Source organism: Variovorax sp. V93 (genome assembly GCF_041154485.1).
In the GTDB taxonomy this organism is placed as follows: Bacteria; Pseudomonadota; Gammaproteobacteria; order Burkholderiales; family Burkholderiaceae_C; genus Variovorax; species Variovorax beijingensis_A.
Genome location: NZ_AP028669.1, coordinates 5,404,418 through 5,423,382, shown reverse-complemented (window position 1 = coordinate 5,423,382; position 18,965 = coordinate 5,404,418). Strand labels below are relative to the sequence as shown.

The window sequence follows — 18,965 nt, the reverse complement described above, 5'->3', positions numbered from 1 at the left end:
AGGCGGCCGTGTCCGCGCATTCCGCCGATGCGCGCGGGCCGCAGCCGGTCGAGATCGCGCTGCTGGCCAGCGTGTTCGTGGTCGCGGCCTGCGGGCTGGTCTACGAGCTGACCGCGGCCGCGCTGAGCTCCTACCTGCTCGGCGACTCGGTGCTGCAGTTCAGCACCATCATCGGCACCTACCTGTTCGCGATGGGCGTGGGCTCGTGGCTCTCGCGCTTCTTCGAGCGCCAGCTGCCCGCGCACTTTTTGCGCATCGAGCTGCTCGTGGCGCTGGTCGGCGGCGCGCTGCCGGCCGTTCTCTTCCTCGCGAACGCCTACGTGCCCGGCGCGTTCCGCCTGCTGCTCTACGGGCTCGTGGTGGTGGTCGGCACGCTGGTGGGGCTCGAGATCCCGCTGGTGATGCGCATCCTCAAGCGCAACATCCAGCTCAAGAACCTGGTGTCGCAGGTGCTCACCTTCGACTACCTCGGCGCGCTCGCGGTGTCGGTGGCCTTTCCGCTCATCCTGGTGCCGCAGCTGGGCATGATCCGCACCGGCCTGCTGTTCGGCATCATGAATGCGGCCGTGGCCGTGTGGGCGCTGTGGCTGTTCCGCCATGAGCTGCGCCGCATCAGCGCGCATGCGCTGGCCTGCCTGCTGGCGCTGGCCGCGCTGGTCGGCGCCTTCGCCGGGGCCGGCCACATCACCACGCTGGCCGAGGACAAGTTCTACCAGGACCGCATCGTGTTCAGCGCCACCTCGCCCTACCAGCGCATCGTGGTCACGCGCGGGCAGCTCGGGCACCGGCTGTTCCTGAACGGCAACCTGCAGTTCGCCGAGCGCGACGAGTACCGCTACCACGAGGCACTCGTCCATCCGGTGATGGCCGCGCAGGGCGCGCCGAAGAAAGTCGCGGTGCTCGGCGGCGGCGACGGCATGGCGGTGCGCGAGATCCTGAAATATCCCTCGGTCGAATCGGTCACGCTGGTGGAGCTCGATCCGAACATGACCCAGCTCTTCACCGCGCATGAAACGCTGGCGGCGCTCAACGGGCATTCGCTCTCGTCGCCGAAGGTGAAGGTCGTCAATACCGATGCGTTCCAGTGGCTGCAGCAGCCCGGGGACTTTTTCGACGTGATCGTGGTCGACTTCCCGGATCCCACCAACTTCGCGATCGGCAAGCTCTATACCAACAGCTTCTATGCGCTGCTCGAAAAGCGCCTTTCGGCGAGCGGCTACGCGGTGATCCAGACCACCTCGCCGCTGGTCGCGCGCAAGAGCTACTGGACCGTGGCGGCGACCATCGAATCGGTCGGCCTGCAGGCAACGCCCTACCACGCGCATGTGCCGAGCTTCGGCGAATGGGGTTACATCATCGCGAGCCGGCGGCCGTACCGCATGCCCGATGCGCTGCCTTCCGGGCTGCGCTTTCTCTCGCCCTCCACCCTGCCGCTGATGTTCGATTTTCCGCTCGACATGGCGCGCGTGCCGGCCGAAGTGAACCGGCTGTCGAACCAGACCCTTGTCACCACCTACGAGCAGGAGTGGGGCAAGGTGATCACGACGCACTGAATGATCTCCCCCAGCCTTCGCGCACTTCGTGTCGCTTCGCCCACCCCCTCGCCGGGGGCAACACCAGCGGCCCGGCAAAGCCGGTTCCGCGGTGTTTCCCGAAAGGGACGGGTGCAATGAAGCGCCGGGGTTTTCTTGGGGCTGCGGCGGGCGCCCTTGCGCTCGCTGGCTGCGAGGCCCCGCCGCCGCCCATCGACGGCGGCTTCACCGGCATCGACGTCGCGCGCGGCCACGCACTGCGCGACAGCGCGCTCAAGGGCCCGTCTCCGGCAAGCATGAAGCGCACGCGCGTGGTGATTGCCGGAGGCGGCGTCGCGGGTCTCGCCGCCGCGCGCGCACTGCGGCTCGCGGGCATCGAGGACTTCGTGCTGCTCGAGCTCGAGGATGCGGCGGGCGGCAATGCGCGCGGCGGCATGGTGAGCGGCATTGCCTGTCCGCTCGGCGCGCACTACCTGCCGACGCCCGGCGACGATGCGCGTGAAGTACAGGACCTGCTCGAGGAACTCGGCCTGCGCCGGCGCGTGGCGGGCCGCTGGGAATACGACGAGCGCCACCTCTGCCACAGCCCGCAGGAGCGGCTGTTCTTCCGCGGCGAGTGGCAGGACGGCCTGCTGCCCCTGCATGGCGTGGGCGCCGACACGCACGCGCAGTACCGCAGGTTCGCGCAGCGCATCGACGCGCTGCAGCACGCGGCGCACTTCGTCATTCCCACGCTCAAGGCCGCCCTCACGCCCGAGCTGCTGGCGCTCGATGCCGTCAGCTTCGCGCAATGGCTCGACGGCGAGGGCTTCGGCGATGCGCAGCTGCGCTGGTACCTCGACTACTGCTGCCGCGACGACTACGGCGCAGGCATCGAACAGGTCTCGGCCTGGGCCGGCATCCACTACTTCGCGAGCCGCCATGGCTTTCACGCGCCCGGCGATGCGAAAGGCGGCGGCGCCGAATCGGCCGCCGAGCGCGACGGAGTGCTTACCTGGCCCGAGGGCAATGGCTGGCTCACAAAGCGGCTGGCCGCGCCGCTCGGCGACCGCTTGCGCACAGGCCAGGCCGTCACGCGCATCGCCGAGCTTCGCGGCGGTGTCGAGGTCGACGCGTGGGATGCCGCATCGCAATCGCTGGTGCGCTGGCAGGCCGGGCGTTGCATCGTCGCGCTGCCGGTGTTCATCGCCGCGCGCGTGGTCGAAAACGCGCCGGAGGTATTGAAGAACGCCGCCGCGCACCTGCGCTATGCCCCCTGGCTCGTGGCCAACGTGCACCTGCGCGGACCGCTCGCCGACCGGCCCGGCGCCGCACCGAGCTGGGACAACGTGATCCACGGCACGCGCGGCCTCGGCTACGTCGATGCGCGCCATCAGACGCTCGACCCCACGCCGCGCGGCACCGTGCTGAGCTGGTACCGCCCGCTCGGCCCGAGCCGCCACGACGGCGCCGATGGCCGGCGCCTGCTGCTCGACCGCCCCTGGACCAGCTGGCGCGACGAGCTGCTCGCCGAACTCTCGGTGCCGCACCCCGACCTGCCTTCGCTCGCGACGCGCATCGAGATCACGCGCTACGGCCACGCCATGTCGATCCCGCGGCCGGGCCTGCTTGCGCAGATCGGCGCGCACCGCATGTCGCCGGACGCGGGGCACCGCGGCCGTGTCATCGCGGGCCGGCTTTCGTTCGCGCATGCCGACTGGTCGGGCTATTCGATCTTCGAGGAGGCGTTCACGCGCGGGCACATCGCGGGCGCGGCGCCGGGCTGAAGGCCCGGGTGCCTCATGTCATGGCCGCGTCACGCGTGGCCGGCATGGTCTCGCGTTTCGACACGGAACCTCTCTTTCCAATGACGCGCCCCGCTTCTTTCTTCTTCTGTACTTCTTTCATCGCGCTGGCCGCCGCGCTCGCCTGCGGCCATGCCGCCGCACAGGCCGCCTTCCCTGCGACGCTGGCCGGCCATGCCGTGCTGCCCGCGCAAAGCTTCGTCGCGGCGCCCAAGGATGCGCCCGCCGACCTGCAGGTGAGCGGCAAGTTCACCTCGGGCAAGCGCGTGGAGGCGCTGGGCACCATCGAAGGCTTGTCGGGTGGCCGCGGCACCGGTGTCTCGCTGCCCTTCAAGGGCCAGCCGCTGCAGGGCCACTCGGGCATCAAGAAGATGGACGACGGCTCGTTCTGGATCCTCACCGACAACGGCGCCGGCGCCGAGGCCAACTCGCCCGACTTCATGCTCTACCTGAACCACTACAAGGTGGACTTCAAGAGCGGCAAGTTCAACCGCCTGAACACCATCTTCCTGCACGACCCGGACAAGAAGGTGCCCTTCCGCATCGTCCATGAAGGCACGAAGCAGCGCTACCTGACCGGCTCCGACTTCGATCCCGAGAGCTTCCAGTTTGCCGGCGGCGCCCTGTGGATCGGCGAGGAGTTCGGCCCCTTCCTGATCAAGGCCGACCTCAAGGGCAAGGTGCTCGCGGTGTTCGACACGCAGGTCGACGGCAAGGCCGTGCGCTCCCCCGACCATCCGGCCGTCACCACGCCGGGCGCACCGGGCGGCGCGGTCGATTTCCAGATCAAGCGCTCCAAGGGCTTCGAAGGCATGGCTTCGTCGAAGGACGGCAGCAAGCTCTACGCGCTGCTCGAAGGCCCGGTGTGGAACGCCGAGGCAAAGGACTACGAGAAGCTGGACGGCAAGGAAGCGCTGCGCGTGCTGGAGTTCGACGTGGCTTCGGAAAAATGGACCGGCCGCCACTGGAAATACCCGCTCGAAGCCAATGGCCACGCCATCGGCGACTTCAACATGATCGACGCGACCACCGGATTGATCATCGAGCGCGACAACGGCGAAGGCGCCAGCGACAAGGCCTGCCCCGAGGGCCAGAAGCGCAGCGACTGCTTCCACGACATCGCCAAATTCAAGCGCGTCTACAAGATCGAGTTGAGCGACGCCAACGCGGGCGGCGCGGTACGCAAGATCGGCTACATCGACCTGCTGAACATCGCCGACCCGGCCGGGCTCGCGCGCAAGCCGCTCAACGACGGCGTGCTCAAGTTCCCGTTCTTCACGATCGAGAACGTGGACGTGGTCGATGCCACGCACATCGTGGTCGGCAACGACAACAACCTGCCGTTCTCCAGCAGCCGCGAGCCGAACCAGGCGGACGACAACGAGCTGGTGCTGCTGGAAGCGGGCGCGCTGCTGCAGGCCAGGTAGCGCCAGCGCGAGTGGCCGGCGGAAGCGCGTCTTCATAATCCGCGCATGTCGCCCGAACTGCTCCCCGCCATTGCCGCCTTCGCACGCATTGCGCACCACGCCAGCTTCACGCGGGCCGCGCAAGAGCTGGGCGTGTCGCCCTCGGCCCTGTCGCAGACCGTGCGCATGCTCGAGGGGCGGCTCGGCGTGCGCCTGCTCGACCGCACCACGCGGCGCGTCGGCGTGACCGAACTGGGCCAGCAACTGCTCAAGGGCGCCCAGCCGGCGCTGGCCGCGCTCGCGCAGGCGGTCGAAGGCCTGGACGAGGCGCGCGACAAGCCGGCCGGGCTGCTGCGTCTGAACGTCGCGCGCGTGTCGGCCGAATTGCTGCTGAACCCGCACTTCGCGGACTTTGCGGAGGCCTATCCCGACATCACGCTGGAGCTGGTCTGCGACAACCGGATGATCGACCTGGTCGAAGGCGGCTTCGATGCCGGCATCCGGCTCGGCGAAAGCCTGGCGCAGGACGTGGTGGCCCTGCCGGTGGGCGGGCCGCAGCGCATGGTGACCCTCGCGTCGCCGCGCTATCTCTCGGGGCGCAGGCTGCCAAAGACGCCCGAGGACCTGCGCGAGCACCAGTGCCTGAACTACCGCCTGACCACGGGGGCCCTCTATCGCTGGGAATACGCGCAGGACGGCCGCGTGCTCGACGTCGAAGTGGCCGGTCCGCTGATCAGCAACGACGGCGATGTGCTGCTGGCCGCCGCGCGCGACGGCGCGGGCATCATGGTGGCCTTCGAGGGCGCGGTGCGCGGCGACCTGGAAAGCGGCCGCCTGGTGCCGCTGCTCGAGCCGTGGTGGCCCACGTTTCCGGGCTTCTACCTCTACCACCCGAGCCGCGCGCAGATGCCGCGCAAGCTCCGGGTGTTCATCGACTTCCTGCAGGCGCGGCATGCGCCGCCGCCGGTGTCTCAGCGTGCCGTCAAGCTCGCATCAGCACCTCGATCTCGTCCGCCTTCACCGGCACGCCGCGCGAAATGAGCTCGCAGCTGGCACAGATCCTTCGCTGACTCAGTGGATGATCTTCCACCCGATGATGAGATACGTGGCGAAGGCCGTGGCGATCCAGATCCACGCCAGCGTACGCTGCTCCCGATCAAGAGGGGCGTGCAAGGACCGGCTGCCTGCAGGAGCGGCCAGGTGGGTTGCTGGCGAACCAGGGTCGATTCCGACCGCCTGCAAGGTGGCAGCCGACCATTCGCCCGGCCGCCGCCGGAACTCGGCCAGCGCGTGCATCCATTGCGGCGGCAGCAGGAAGGGCGCGGCCAGCGCCATCAGCACCGCGCAGAGGGCGCGTGCATTCCTCGAGGCGCTTGCGCGAGGACCGGCGAAAAAATCCAATGTGTGAGCCAGATCCAGAAACAGCCTTTCGAGGTCCTTCGCTGGCGTTCGCCAGCGGGTGGCAGGCAACGATGCGCGGCCCTCGCGCATGAACACCGCAATGAAGTCGAGGACGGCCTTGCGCGCTTCGGTGTGGGGATTGTGCGATCGCGCGCATCGATGGCCGACCCGCCAGGCGGGCAGCGTGAACGCCAATGGTTTCGTCCCTTGCGGCGATGTGCAGACGAGTGAATCATCCTGATCCAGTACCAGCAGGCGCAGAGCCTCGACGCTTTCCGTCCCCGGGAAGCCTGGGCGATGGACGACACGGATCCGGTCCCACGCCACCCACCGTTCCTTCACGCCGTCGTGCCACCACAGTCTCTGGTTGAGCCGGTCGCACAGGAAACCGACGCTCAACGGCGTGGGGGCCAGCAGTTCCTTGAAAGTCGCGAAAATCCAGAGCGCCCCGAAAGCGGAGGCACACACTCCCACACAGGCAAGGCAGAGTGCAAGCAGCGCACCCCAGAGGGACCGGGGCATGTCTGCGTAGAACAGCAGCGCCACCATCGGCGCCGCGGCCAGCAGGCCGAACCAGATCGCATAACCAGAAAAGGCGGACTCGGGCTCCCGCAGTTCCAGTGCGGTATCGCCGATCCGCGAGATCACGCCTTCCGCGCAGGCCGAGGACAGCGGCGGGCCCTTGGGCTTGTGGATGTCGTAGATGCAGTACTCATGCCCATCGAAGCGGCCAGACTTCCTGTGATGCACCAGCCACTGCTGCATCCAATACGGTGGGCGGTCGTCCACCGGTTTGGAACGCCGCTTGCGGACGGTGCTCACGCTCGCATCAGCACCTCGATCTCGTCCGCCTTCACCGGCACGCCGCGCGAGATGAGTTCGCAGCCGGTGGCCGTGACGATCGCGTCGTCCTCGATGCGGATGCCGATGTTGTGGAACTGCTCGGGCACGCCGTCGGCGGGGCGCACGTAGATGCCGGGCTCCAGCGTCAGCACCATGCCGGGGTGCAGGATGCGGCTCGGCCGGTTCTTGATGACTTCGTTCGACAGCGGGTCCTTGCGTTCGCTCACCTCGCCCACCTGCGTGGGCTCGACATAGCTGCCGCAGTCGTGCACGTCCATGCCGAGCCAGTGGCCGGTGCGGTGCATGTAGAACTGGAAGTAGGCGCGCGAGTCGATCACGTCGTCGACGCTGCCGACCTTGCCGGCATCGAGCAGGCCGAGGTCGAGCATGCCCTGCGCCAGCACCTTGACCGCCGCATCGTGCGGGTCCGTGAAGCGGTTGCCGGCCTTGGTCACCGCGGCCGAGGCGTCCTGGCTCGCGAGCACCAGGTCGTACAGCGCGCGCTGCGGGCCGCTGAACCTGCCGTTGGCCGGGAAGGTGCGTGTGATGTCGCTGGCATAGCCGTCGAGTTCGCAGCCTGCGTCGATCAGCACCAGTTCGCCATTGCGCACCGGCGCGGCGTCGGCGCGGTAGTGCAGCACGCAGGCATTGGCGCCCGCCGCCACGATCGAGCCGTAGGCCGGGTACTGCGAGCCGCCCAGGCGGAACTCGTGCAGCAGCTCGGCGTCGAGGTGGTACTCGCGCACGTCCTTGCCTTCGCGCAGCATGCGCGCCGACAGCTGCATCGCGCGGATGTGGGCGCGCGCGCTGATCTGCGCGGCGCGCCGCATGATGTCCTGTTCGTGCGCGTCCTTCACCAGGCGCATTTCGTCGAGCGGACCGCACAGGTCGTGCAGTTCCTCGGGGCACAGCGCGCCGTAGCGCACGCGTGCACGCACCGACTGCAGCCAGCCGTCGACGCGGGTTTCGAGGCCCTTGTGGATCGCGAACGGGAACCACACGGTCGATTTGTTCTCGAGCAGCTTCGGCAGCCGGGCGTCGAGCTCGTCGACCGAGAAGGCCTCGTCGATGCCAAGCGGCGCGGGCGCCGCGTCGGGGCCCAGGCGATAGCCGTCCCAGATTTCGCGCTCCAGGTCCTTGGGCGCGCAGAACAGCATGCTGCGGCCGTCGCCCGCGAGCACCAGCCAGGCGTTGGGTTCGGTGAAGCCGGTCAGGTAATAGAAATAGCTGTCGTGCCGGAACAGGAAGTCGCTGTCGCGGTTGCGCTGGCGCTCGGGCGCGGTCGGGACGATGGCGATGCCGTCCTTGCCCAGTTGCGAGGCGAGGCGCGCGCGGCGCTCGGCGTAGATCCGGTGGTCTTCTGAGGTCATCTTGGCGTGTTCAGTTGAAGAAGCCGTTCGGGCGTTCCCACGTCGGTCCAGGGACCGGCGTAGAGCTCGGCGCTCACGCGTTCATTGTCCATCGCGGCGCGCAGGATCGGGGCCAGCGGGGCTTTGGCGCCCGCCGGGTTGCCGGCCGGGATGCCGCAGTAAGGCGGCGCGAAGAGCGCGGCCCGGTAGAGGCCAATGGTCGAGAAAGTGTATTTCTCGGCCGCCGAGTTGAGCGCCAGGCCTTCTGCGGAGAGTCCGAAGTCCCCCTTGGGGTTGTGCGCGGGGTTCGGCACCAGCCACAGGTGCGCCAGCTTGCCGCTGGCCGCGAAGCGGTCCACCGCGGCCTGCGCGAAGGCGAAATCCGGCGCGAACACGTCGCCGGCCGCCACCCAGAAAATCTCGCCCAGGCGGGGCAGCGCGCGCACGATGCCGCCGGCCGTTTCCAGCGCTTCGCCGAAATCGCGGCCTTCGTCGGAGTAGGAAATCGATAGCGCAGGATGCCCATTCAGCAAGGGATTGAGACCGAAGCGGCTGGAGATCTTCTCGCCGAGCCAGGCGGTGTTGACCACCAGGTCGGTGAAGCCGCCGGCGGCCAGCGCCTCCATCGGCCATTGCATCAGCGGCTTGCCGCGCACTTCGAGCAGCGGCTTGGGCGTGGTGTCCGTCAGCGGCCGCATGCGCTCGCCGCGGCCGGCCGCGAGGATCATCGCCCGCACGGAAGCCGGGGCACTCACGCGGCGACGCTGCCGCGCAGCAGTTCGTTGCGCTCGCTGTGGCGCGGCTGGAACAGCGCGACCAGGCATTCCATCAGCGCATGCGCCTTGGCCGAATGGTCGCCGCCGAAGTTGCACACATACACGTCGAGCGTGGCGCCGCGCTGTTCGGGCCAGGTGTGGATGCACAGGTGCGATTCGGCCAGCAGCACGGTGGCCGTGACGCCGCCCGGCCCTTGCGGCGTGGCCGGAAAACCATGGACCAGCTTGCCCACCGGCTGCAGCCCGGCGGCCGTTGCCGCCTTGATGCAGACGGCGCCGAGCGCCTCCTTGTCGGTGAGCCATTGCATGGCGCATTGGCAGTCGTGGAGATCGGCGGTGAGGTGCAGCCCGTGCATGGGTGACAACTCTAGCAGCCCGGGTGTCGCCAAAGAGCATCAGTGGGGTGTTCTGGCCGCTGCAGGAGGGGGTTGGAGCGAGGCCGGTAAAATCGCGGGTTCCCCCTAATCCACATTCCCCGAAAGCCCACCGCCCATGGCAAACCAAGCCCTGATGGCCAACGCGATCCGCGCGCTGGCCATGGATGCCGTCCAACAAGCAAACTCCGGCCATCCGGGCGCACCGATGGGCATGGCCGACATGGCCGTCGCACTCTGGGGCGAACACCTGCGCTACAACCCCGCCAACCCGCACTGGTTCGACCGCGACCGCTTCGTGCTGTCGAACGGCCACGCCTCGATGCTGCTGTATTCGGTGCTGCACCTCACCGGCTACGACCTGCCCCTTGCCGAGCTCAAGAACTTCCGCCAGCTGCACAGCAAGACCGCGGGCCACCCCGAGGTCGACGTGACCCCCGGCGTGGAAACCACCACCGGCCCGCTGGGCCAGGGCATCACCAATGCCGTGGGCTTCGCGCTGGCCGAGAAGCTCCTCGCGGCCGAGTTCAACCGCAAGCACCACGCGATCGTCGACCACCACACCTACGCCTTCCTGGGCGACGGCTGCATGATGGAAGGCATCAGCCATGAAGCCTGCGCGCTGGCCGGCGCCTGGCACCTGAACAAGCTGATCGCCCTGTACGACGACAACGGCATCAGCATCGACGGCCAGGTGAAGCCCTGGTTCATCGACAACACCGAAGAGCGCTTCAAGGCCTACGGCTGGAACGTGATCGGCCCGATCGACGGCAACGACGCCAAGGACGTGTCCAAGGCCATCGCCAAGGCGAAGAAGGAAGACTCGAAGCCCACCCTCATCATCTGCAAGACGCAGATCGGCAAGGGCAGCCCGAACCGCGCCAACACCGCCAAGGCCCACGGCGAGCCGCTGGGCGCCGACGAGATCACGCTCACCCGCGCCGCGCTGAACTGGCCCTACGCGGCCTTCGAAGTGCCGGAGGAAGCCTACGCCGACTGGGACCACAAGGAAGAAGGCGCCAAGGCCGAAGCCGCCTGGAACGACAAGTTCGCCGCCTACGCGAAGGCCTTCCCGGAACTCGCCGCCGAGTTCACCCGCCGCATGCGGGGCGAACTGCCCAGGAACTTCCACCAGGTGGCGTTCGACACCGTGGTGGCCGCCCACACCAAGGGCGAAACCGTGGCCAGCCGCAAGGCCAGCCAACTCGCGCTCGAGGCCTTCACCGCCGCGCTGCCCGAGATGCTCGGCGGCAGCGCCGACCTCACGGGCTCCAACCTCACCAACACCAAGAGCACGGCCGCCCTGCGCTTCGATGCGAAGACCGGCGCGGTGGTCATGGACGTGCCGGTCCAGCAGCCGAACCAGGGTGCCGAAGACGAAGCCGCACCCGAGAGCACCGCCGACAACGCCGAACCGCCCCACGGCGTCGTCGGCCGCCACATCAACTACGGCGTGCGCGAGTTCGGCATGGCGGGCATCATGAACGGCGTCGCGCTGCATGGCGGCTTCATTCCCTATGGCGGCACCTTCCTGACCTTCAGCGACTACAGCCGCAACGCCATCCGCATGGCCGCGCTCATGAAGCGCCGCGTGGTGCACGTGTTCACGCACGACTCCATCGGCCTGGGCGAAGACGGCCCGACGCACCAGTCGATCGAGCATGCCGCCTCGCTGCGCCTGATCCCGAACCTCGACGTCTGGCGTCCGGGCGACACCGCCGAAACCGCCGTGGCCTGGGCCGTGGCGCTGCAGAACCAGTCGCGCCCCACCGCGCTGCTGCTGAGCCGCCAGAACATCGCCTACGCGCCCAAGGGCGAGCTCGGCGACATCAGCCGCGGCGCCTACGTGCTGGCGGAGCCCGAAGCCGTCGGCCTCAAGAGCAAGAAGACCGCCGCGGTCATCATCGCCACCGGTTCCGAAGTGCAGCTGGCACTGGCCGCCCAGAAGCTGCTGGCCGAGAAGAAGATTGCCGTGCGCGTGGTGTCGATGCCCTCGACCACCACCTTCGACCGCCAGGACGTGGCCTACAAGAAGGCCGTGCTGCCCAAGAAGCTGCCGCGCATCGCGGTGGAAATGGGCTGCACCGGCGGCTGGTGGAAATACGGCTGCGCGGCCGTCGTGGGCATCGACACCTATGGCGAGTCGGCACCGGCCGGGGCGCTGTTCAAGCACTTCGGCTTCACGGCCGAGAACGTTGCCGCCACGGTCGAAGCCGCACTGCGCGGCTGAGCCCGGCGAGGCCTTTCCCCTTTCTGTCCGACCACAAGTTTTTCAACCTTAGGAGCAAATCAGATGGCTATCAAACTCGGTATCAACGGCTTCGGTCGCATCGGTCGCAACGTGCTGCGCGCAGCGGTGCAGAACTTCAAGAACGACATCGAGATCGTCGCCATCAACGACCTGCTCGAGCCCGACTACCTGGCCTACATGCTCCAGTACGACTCGGTGCACGGCCGCTTCAAGGGCGAAGTCACGGTGGAAGGCAACACGCTGATCGTCAACGGCAAGAAGATCCGCCTCACGCAGGAGCGCGATCCGGCGCAGCTGAAGTGGAACGAAGTCGGCGCCGACATCGTGCTCGAGTCGACCGGCCTCTTCCTCACCAAGGAAACCTGCCAGAAGCACCTCGACGCGGGCGCGAAGAAGGTGATCATGTCGGCGCCGTCGAAGGACGACACCCCGATGTTCGTCTACGGCGTGAACGACAAGAAGTACGCCGGCGAAGCCATCGTCAGCAACGCCAGCTGCACCACCAACTGCCTGGCACCGCTGGCCAAGGTGCTGAACGACAAGTGGGGCATCAAGCGCGGCCTGATGACCACCGTGCACGCCGCCACCGCCACGCAGAAGACCGTCGACGGCCCGAGCAACAAGGACTGGCGCGGCGGCCGCGGCATCCTGGAAAACATCATTCCCTCGAGCACCGGCGCCGCCAAGGCCGTGGGCGTCGTGATCCCCGAGCTCAACAAGAAGCTCACCGGCATGAGCTTCCGCGTGCCGACCTCCGACGTGTCGGTGGTCGACCTCACGGTGGAACTCGAGAAGGAAGCCACCTACAAGGAAATCTGCGCCGAGATGAAGTCGCAGAGCGAAGGCGCGCTCAAGGGCGTGCTGGGCTACACCGAGGACAAGGTGGTGGCCACCGACTTCCGCGGCGACCCGCGCACCTCGATCTTCGACGCCGAAGCCGGCATTGCGCTGGACGGCACCTTCGTGAAGCTCGTGAGCTGGTATGACAACGAATGGGGCTACTCGAACAAGTGCCTGGAGATGGTGAAGGTCGTGGCGAAGTAAAAGCTTCGCGGACCCGGCAACAAAAACGCGCCCTCGGGCGCGTTTTTTCATGGACGTGGCACCGGGCGGTTCAGCGCAGCTTCTCGTTCCTGCGGATCTCGCTGGCCAGCTGGTTCGCCACCTCGGCCGATGCGCGCTTGGCGGAGAGCGCGAGGTCGTGCTTGAACTCGCTGAACTCCGCGGCACCCCGGCCGGTCGCCTTGACCCGCGTGATTTCCGCGCCGGCCGGATCGGTCACGGTGCAGGCGATCTCGGTGGTGAACTCCGTGGGTGGCCAGGTGAGGACCGACGAGGAGCTGGAACTGGTCGTGATCGCCGGCGTGAACACATAGGCTGCCCCCGACGCCTTGACGGCACTGGCATCGGCCGCCGAGGGGATGACGACCACGTCCTGGTAGACCGCGCGAAGCGCATCGCGGATCGATTTTTCCAGGTCGCGGTACGGGTAGTAGCTGATGCGGTCGCCGCCGCCGCCGGGGGTGATGGCCTGCTTGCCGCGCTCGGCATCGCTCATGGCATAGGCCACCTTCTTCGGCACCAGGTAGGTGTCGACGCGCTGTGGCGGCGCCGCCTCGGTGCTGAGCGAGATGGGGTGTGCGCAACCTGCGAGCACCGCGGCGAAGGCCAGCGCCAGCGCAATGCGGACGGTTCCGGAAAAGGACATGTTGGTCTTCCTTTTTTTTCGAACGGGTGGCGTCAGGAGCCGATGGCGGCGGCGAACTGCGGGTCGGTGTAGACCTTTTTCAGCAGCGCGCGAACGAGCGTCGGATAGGCCGTCTGCCCGGCCGGAATGGCCACCATGCCCGCGAAGCTGGACTCGAAGCTGATGTCGGCCTTGTAGGTCTTCTTCAGCCGCTGCACGCCTTCGCGCGTGACCTCGATCTGCACTTCCATCACGCCCGTGCCGGTGGAGATGTTCCCCACGCTGACGTCGTTGGCCAGGATCCGGGCATCGAGCCGCGTGCGCGACTTGGCATCGAATGCGGAGACTTCCTTCAGGTCGCGCACCAGCGCTTCCTCGAGATACTTGGCAAAGGTGCCGCTGGGCGAATCCAGCCGGGTTCCGCGCAGCGAGATCCTGTTGACGGGCGCGTTGGGGTCGGTCGGCTCGACCTTCACCACTGCGACGGTGGAAGGCTTCGAGGCCTTGAGCTGGTCAAGCGCGGCGTAGTCCGGCGCGTAGGGCGGTGCCTTGGGCGATGCGCAACCCGTCGCCAGGACGGCGAGCGCACAGAGGACAACGCCGAGCAGGCGGTTGTTTGCCATGTTTCTTCTCCTCCAGAGTTGTTTGGAGGCGCGACAGTAACATGACGTAAACCGGCCGCGTCAGACCGGCTCGAGCACGTGGATCAGCTTGCTCTGGACCAGCTCCTTCGTCTTCGCCCCGTGGGCCGCCATGTGCGGCGCCACCGCGTGGGCCTGCAGGTGCGCCAGCGTTTCCCATTTCTCGATCACCACGAAGGTGTCGGGCCCGAAGCTGGCCTTCGATGCAGGCACGCCCGCGGCGTCGACCGTGGCGCCGTATTCGATGCAACCCTCCTCGGCCAGCACGGCCGCGCGGTTGGCGGCAAAGGCTTCGAGCAGGCTGGCGCGCTGGCCCGGCTTGGCGGTGATGACGGCGACGACGTGGATCATGGAAAAAAGCTCCGTTGTTGCATGTGTGTGGAATGGGACCGTCGAATCTAAAAGACCGGCCGCCCGGCCAGCGGTCCCGCGCGCGACCCTATCATCGCCCGCATGTTCTTTCCCCTGCCCCGCACGGCCACCGCACCGTTCTGTCCCTCTGAAGTCAAGGGTAGCGTGGCGGTCCCGCAGGACCTGCCCTTCGGCAAGAAGCTGCTGCGCTACGCGGGGCCCGGCCTCTTGGTGTCGGTGGGCTACATGGACCCGGGCAACTGGGCGACCGACATCGAGGCCGGGTCGCGCTTCGGCTATGGCCTGCTCTTCGTGGTGCTGCTCGCGAGCCTCGCGGCGATGCTGCTGCAGACGCTGTGCGTGCGGCTCGGGCTGGTGGCGCAGAAAGACCTGGCGCGCGCCTGCCGCGAGCACTATTCGCCGCGCGTGAGCCGCTTCCTCTGGCTGGGCGCGGAGCTGGCCATCGTGGCCTGCGACCTGGCCGAGGTGCTGGGCAGCGCGCTCGCATTGCACCTGCTGTTCGGCGTCTCGATCCCGGTCGGCATCGGCATCACCGCGTTCGACACGCTGCTCGTGCTGGGGCTCCAGGGCGCGGGCTTCCGCCGCGTCGAGGCGATCGTGCTCGGGCTGGTGGGCACCATCGCGGGCTGCTTCGTGGTGGAGCTCGCGATGTCGCAGCCCAACTGGTTCGGCGTGGCGATGGGCTTCGCGCCCAGCTTCGAGCGGCTGCAGCAGCCGGGCGCGCTGTACCTCGCGATCGGCGTGGTCGGCGCCACCGTGATGCCGCACAACCTGTACCTGCATTCGTCCATCGTGCAGACCCGGCTGGTGGCCGACAGCGATGCGGCGCGGCGCGAGGCAGTGCGCTTCTGCACCTTCGACGCGGTGTTCTCGCTCTCGCTCGCGCTTTTGGTCAACGCGGCCATCATGGTGCTGGCGGCCAGCGCCTTCCACAGCACCGGCCATGTGGAGGTGACCGAGATCGACGACGCCTACCGGCTCATCGAGCCCATCGTGGGCAGCGCGGTGGCGGCCACGCTGTTCGGCATTGCGCTCCTGGCCTCGGGCCAGAGCTCGACCTTCACCGGCACCATCGCGGGCCAGATCATCATGGAAGGTTTTCTCGACCTGAAGATCCCGTGCTGGCAGCGCCGCCTGATCACGCGGGGGCTGGCGCTCGGGCCGGCGTTCCTGGGGGTCTGGTGGTTCGGCGATGGCGGCGTGGGCAAGATGCTGGTGCTGAGCCAGGTGGTGCTGAGCTTCCAGCTGCCGTTCGCGATGTGGCCGCTGATCCGCTTCACGAGCAGCCGCGCGCTGATGGGCGGCTTTGCCAACGGCAGGCTGGTCAAGCTGCTGGCCTGGGGGCTGTTCGGCGTGATCAGCTCGGCCAACGTGTGGCTGGTGGCGTCGACGGTGCTCGGCGGCCCTTGATTTGGTGAAGACGAAGCCTTGTATCTTTAGCGCTCGGCCGCGTCCTTCCACAGGTGCACCAGCGACTCGGGCGCTTCGTTCTCGGGCACCTCGAAGCTGACCGAGCCCGAATGGGAAGTGGCGCTTTCCACCACGACCTCCACGCGGTAGAAGCGCTGGTCGCCGCCCGGCGAACCGGGGCCGCCGCGCGGCTCCGCGTGCGGCGCGGCGCTTTGCAGCGCTTCGCCGATCTGCTGGCGCAATTCCTCGCTGCAGTTGCCAAGCTGGTAGCTGCGCGGGCGCGACAGGCCCGGCACGTAGGCCACGCCGCCCTCGCGCGTCAGGCGCACGACGGAGGCCTGGTCCAGGGGCGGAAGCTGAATCATGATGGTGTGACTCCCACGGTGTTCCATGCGGCGCCAACGGCCTTGTGCGCCGCGCTGCCGGCGCCGAAGCGCCTGGCCGCATTTTCCACGCTGAGCTGTGCGAAGGCCAGGAAATCGGCGTCCCGGCGCAGCCGCCGGTCACACACCGTGTCGTACCAGACGCGGCCGGCCGTCTCCCATGCCGGGCCCTGGATGGCGGTGGCAGCAAGATGGAAGGCGCGGTTCGGAATGCCGGAATTGATGTGCACGCCGCCATTGTCCTGCCGCGTGTCGACAAAGTCTTTCATGTGGGCAGGCTGCGGGTCCTTGCCGAGCACCGGGTCGTCGTAGGCCGTGCCGGGCTCGGCCATCGAGCGCAGTGCGCGCGCCTTCACCTTGTCGGTGAAGAGCCCCGCGCCCACCAGCCAGTCGGCCTGCTGGGCCGTCTGCTTCCGCAGGTGCTGCTTGACCAGCGCGCCGAACACGTCGCAGATCGATTCGTTGAGCGCGCCCGGCTGCCCCTGGTAGACCAGGCCCGCCTCGTGGTCGATCACGCCGTGCGTGAGCTCGTGGCCGATGATGTCCACCGCGATGGTGAAGCGGTTCATGATCTCGCCGTCGCCGTCGCCGAACACCATCTGCCTGCCGTTCCAGAAGGCGTTGTCGTAGTCGTTGCCGTAGTGCACGCTGCCCGTGAGCGGCATGCCCGCGCCATCGATGGAATCGCGCTCGAAGATGTCGTGATACAGGCGGTAGGTGGCGCCCAGGTAGTCGTAGGCCTCGTCGGCGGCGATGTCGCCGGTGGCGGCCTGCCCTTCGGCGCGCACCAGCCGGCCCGGCAGGGCCATGGTGTGTTCCGCGTCGTGGATGGCGCGCGCGGGCGACCCCCGCCGCAGGTAGCTGGGCGCGGGGCCCGACGACACGCCCTGCCCGGCCACCGCCTCGCGCAGCCCGCGGTGCTGGCGGTCGATCATCAGCGTCTGCGCCGCCTTCGCGCTGGCATGCGCACCGGCATGTTGCGCCAGCCGGTCCAGCAGGTACGGCGGTACGAAGCTGGGCGGCACAAGGCCCGGTGGGTGAAGCGGCATGGGCGACTCTCCTTTGCAGCTGGGGGCAACGAAAAAGACGGTATCAGAAAGCCGTAAAACCTGGATCACTCCGTTACTTCTGGTCATGAGATGGCCGCGTTCCAGGCCATACGATCGGAGCCTTCCGATCCACTTGCCGCCCCTGCCATGTTCATCGTCACCCTCACCTACATCCGTCCGCTTGAAGAGCTCGATGTATTGATGGATGGGCACATGGCGTGGCTGCGAAAGCACTACCAAAGTGGTCTGTTCCTGGCCTCGGGCCGGCAGGTGCCGCGCAAGGGCGGCGTGATCTTCGCGCGCTCGGGCGACCGGGCAGAGCTCGAGGCCGTGCTCGCACGCGACCCCTTCGTGCAGAACGGCGCGGCCAGCACGCACGTGATCGAGTTCGTGCCCAGCATGACCGCACCTGCGACCGAGATCCTCAAGGCGCTTTGAGACCGCGGGGCCGCGTGGCTCAGGCCGCCGGCTTTTCCTCGCGCCCGCCGGGGTGCCGCGCAAAACGCGCCGCATCGCGGCCATGCACCGGTGCCGGATCGCTCCAGGGCCAGCCACCGAACTGCGTGCGGCGGTAGTCGGCCAGCGTCTGGCTGATCTCGGCCTGCGTGTTCATCACGAACGGACCGTATTGCACCACCGGCTCGGCAATGGGGCGGCCCTGCAGCAGCAGGAATTCGCCCGGCTCTTCATCGCCATTGCGCAGTTCGACGGCCGTGTCGGCGCGCAGTTCGATGGCGGCCGGGCCTTCCACGCGCCGGCCTGCGATGGTCGCCACCGCGCCCTTGAAGAAGTACAGCATGCGCCGCGTGCCATCGCCCGCGGCGGCCGGCAGCGTCCATTGCGCGCCGGGCGTCATGTTGAGCGTCCAGATCGCCACGTCGGCATCGGCCTGCGCGGCCCAGGAATCCGGCGGCGGCGCGAGCGGATGGATCGGCGCCGTTCCGCCGTCCGCGGCGGTGCCGCCGAAGCGGCCCGCGATCACCGCGACCTCGGTGCGGCCGCCCGCCGCATCGTCGGACGCAAAGTGCGGAATGGATTCCGACCAGAACATCGTGAAGTGCGGCTCGGCCATCTTGCTTCTGGCCGGCAGGTTGAGCCAGATCTGGAACAGCTCCAGCGGATTCGGCGCGTTCGCATCGAGCAGCGGAAACATCTCCGAATGCACGATGCCCTTGCCGGCTGTGAGCCACTGCACGTCGCCGCCGCCGAAGCGCGCGGTGGCGCCCAGCGAATCGGAATGGTCGATCAGCCCCTTGCGCACGATGGTCACCGTCTCGAAGCCGCGGTGCGGATGCGAGGGAAAGCCCGGCACCGTGTCGCCGTGGTACATGCTCCAGCCGTCCTTGCGGCTGAAGTCCTGGCCGATCTGGCGCCCCGCGAGCGGCGCCGCGGGCCCCATCTGCGCGTTGGCCTTCGGGTAGGCGTCGTCGTGATAGACGCAGAACAGGAACGGATCGATCGTCTGCCACGGGAAGCCGAGCGGGCTCACCTGCAGCACGGGGCTGCGGCCTTCCTCGATATGGCTGCTGCTGTCGTTGTTGCTGGACACCTCGGTATTCCTTTCGGTTGGGTGCGCCGCCGCTGAATGCGCGGCGGCGCTGCTTTGTGGAATATCGGGGCGCACCCGCTTCAGGGAAGGGGCCTTCCGCGCAACAGTGAGGAGCGCATATGGAACGATGGGCATCGTTCTTGTGCGTCAGCAGCGCA

General features: G+C 68.0%; 18 protein-coding genes. 8 read left to right on the top strand and 10 right to left on the bottom strand.

What is annotated here, in order from left to right; genetic code table 11:
- The first annotated feature begins 8 nt into the window (after nt 1-8).
- From ACAM54_RS25790 to ACAM54_RS25775, 4 genes are all read left to right on the top strand, one after another.
- On the top strand, nt 9-1,553 hold the full coding sequence (locus tag ACAM54_RS25790; RefSeq protein WP_369649369.1) for a polyamine aminopropyltransferase: 1,545 nt from the start codon (nt 9-11) through the stop codon (nt 1,551-1,553).
- Between the two features lie 116 nt (nt 1,554-1,669).
- Nucleotides 1,670-3,298 (top strand): FAD-dependent oxidoreductase, encoded by a 1,629-nt coding sequence (locus tag ACAM54_RS25785; RefSeq protein ID WP_369649368.1) that lies wholly within the window; start codon nt 1,670-1,672, stop codon nt 3,296-3,298.
- Between the two features lie 80 nt (nt 3,299-3,378).
- A complete protein-coding gene (locus tag ACAM54_RS25780) occupies nt 3,379-4,743 on the top strand; it encodes an esterase-like activity of phytase family protein (RefSeq protein WP_369649367.1) in 1,365 nt (454 codons plus the stop codon).
- Nucleotides 4,744-4,788: 45 nt separating this feature from the next.
- Complete coding sequence (locus ACAM54_RS25775) at nt 4,789-5,763, top strand: LysR family transcriptional regulator (RefSeq protein ID WP_369649366.1); 975 nt, start codon at nt 4,789-4,791, stop codon at nt 5,761-5,763.
- A 30-nt stretch (nt 5,764-5,793) separates the two neighbouring features.
- On the opposite strand, the gene ACAM54_RS25770 is transcribed toward ACAM54_RS25775, so the two are convergent.
- From ACAM54_RS25770 to speD, 4 genes are read right to left on the bottom strand one after another with little or no spacing between them, the layout of a single operon-like run.
- A complete protein-coding gene (locus ACAM54_RS25770) occupies nt 5,794-6,945 on the bottom strand; it encodes a hypothetical protein (protein ID WP_369649365.1) in 1,152 nt (383 codons plus the stop codon).
- The gene (locus ACAM54_RS25765; RefSeq protein ID WP_369649364.1) at nt 6,942-8,336 is read right to left on the bottom strand and encodes an aminopeptidase P N-terminal domain-containing protein; all 1,395 of its coding nucleotides are present in this window, start codon (nt 8,334-8,336) and stop codon (nt 6,942-6,944) included. The genes ACAM54_RS25770 and ACAM54_RS25765 overlap by 4 nt, the downstream gene beginning before the upstream one ends.
- Nucleotides 8,333-9,043 carry an NDP-sugar synthase gene (locus ACAM54_RS25760; protein WP_369651017.1) on the bottom strand — a complete coding sequence of 237 codons (711 nt, stop codon included), beginning with the start codon at nt 9,041-9,043 and terminating at the stop codon, nt 8,333-8,335. Before ACAM54_RS25760 ends, ACAM54_RS25765 begins: the two co-directional genes overlap by 4 nt.
- A 23-nt stretch (nt 9,044-9,066) precedes the next feature.
- Entirely contained in the window at nt 9,067-9,447 is a 381-nt protein-coding gene (gene speD / locus ACAM54_RS25755) for an adenosylmethionine decarboxylase (protein ID WP_145738999.1), read from the bottom strand.
- A gap of 136 nt (nt 9,448-9,583) precedes the next feature.
- Here speD and ACAM54_RS25750 point away from each other — a divergent pair, with 136 nt between their 5' ends.
- Nucleotides 9,584-11,695 carry a transketolase family protein gene (locus ACAM54_RS25750; protein ID WP_369649363.1) on the top strand — a complete coding sequence of 704 codons (2,112 nt, stop codon included), beginning with the start codon at nt 9,584-9,586 and terminating at the stop codon, nt 11,693-11,695.
- A 63-nt stretch (nt 11,696-11,758) separates the two neighbouring features.
- On the top strand, nt 11,759-12,760 hold the full coding sequence (gap, locus tag ACAM54_RS25745; RefSeq protein ID WP_015867997.1) for a type I glyceraldehyde-3-phosphate dehydrogenase: 1,002 nt from the start codon (nt 11,759-11,761) through the stop codon (nt 12,758-12,760).
- A 70-nt stretch (nt 12,761-12,830) separates the two neighbouring features.
- On the opposite strand, the gene ACAM54_RS25740 is transcribed toward gap, so the two are convergent.
- From ACAM54_RS25740 to ACAM54_RS25730, 3 genes are read right to left on the bottom strand one after another with little or no spacing between them, the layout of a single operon-like run.
- Nucleotides 12,831-13,424, bottom strand: a complete 594-nt coding sequence (locus ACAM54_RS25740; protein ID WP_145739004.1) for a hypothetical protein — start codon at nt 13,422-13,424, stop codon at nt 12,831-12,833.
- A gap of 32 nt (nt 13,425-13,456) precedes the next feature.
- A complete protein-coding gene (locus ACAM54_RS25735) occupies nt 13,457-14,026 on the bottom strand; it encodes a hypothetical protein (protein WP_145739005.1) in 570 nt (189 codons plus the stop codon).
- A 60-nt stretch (nt 14,027-14,086) separates the two neighbouring features.
- Complete coding sequence (locus tag ACAM54_RS25730; protein ID WP_015867994.1) at nt 14,087-14,395, bottom strand: putative quinol monooxygenase; 309 nt, start codon at nt 14,393-14,395, stop codon at nt 14,087-14,089.
- Between the two features lie 102 nt (nt 14,396-14,497).
- Here ACAM54_RS25730 and ACAM54_RS25725 point away from each other — a divergent pair, with 102 nt between their 5' ends.
- Nucleotides 14,498-15,826, top strand: a complete 1,329-nt coding sequence (locus ACAM54_RS25725; protein ID WP_307698263.1) for an Nramp family divalent metal transporter — start codon at nt 14,498-14,500, stop codon at nt 15,824-15,826.
- 26 nt (nt 15,827-15,852) lie between these two features.
- Here the strand turns inward: ACAM54_RS25725 and ACAM54_RS25720 are convergent, their stop codons facing one another.
- Nucleotides 15,853-16,191 (bottom strand): protealysin inhibitor emfourin, encoded by a 339-nt coding sequence (locus ACAM54_RS25720; RefSeq protein ID WP_145739009.1) that lies wholly within the window; start codon nt 16,189-16,191, stop codon nt 15,853-15,855.
- The gene (locus tag ACAM54_RS25715) at nt 16,188-17,258 is read right to left on the bottom strand and encodes a M4 family metallopeptidase (RefSeq protein WP_369649362.1); all 1,071 of its coding nucleotides are present in this window, start codon (nt 17,256-17,258) and stop codon (nt 16,188-16,190) included. The genes ACAM54_RS25720 and ACAM54_RS25715 overlap by 4 nt, the downstream gene beginning before the upstream one ends.
- Before the next feature lie 147 nt (nt 17,259-17,405).
- Here ACAM54_RS25715 and ACAM54_RS25710 point away from each other — a divergent pair, with 147 nt between their 5' ends.
- The gene (locus tag ACAM54_RS25710; RefSeq protein ID WP_215248273.1) at nt 17,406-17,696 is read left to right on the top strand and encodes a YciI family protein; all 291 of its coding nucleotides are present in this window, start codon (nt 17,406-17,408) and stop codon (nt 17,694-17,696) included.
- 19 nt (nt 17,697-17,715) lie between these two features.
- Here the strand turns inward: ACAM54_RS25710 and ACAM54_RS25705 are convergent, their stop codons facing one another.
- Nucleotides 17,716-18,891, bottom strand: coding sequence for a pirin family protein (locus tag ACAM54_RS25705; protein ID WP_369651016.1), 1,176 nt, complete (start codon nt 18,889-18,891; stop codon nt 17,716-17,718).
- Nucleotides 18,892-18,965: the final 74 nt, after the last annotated feature.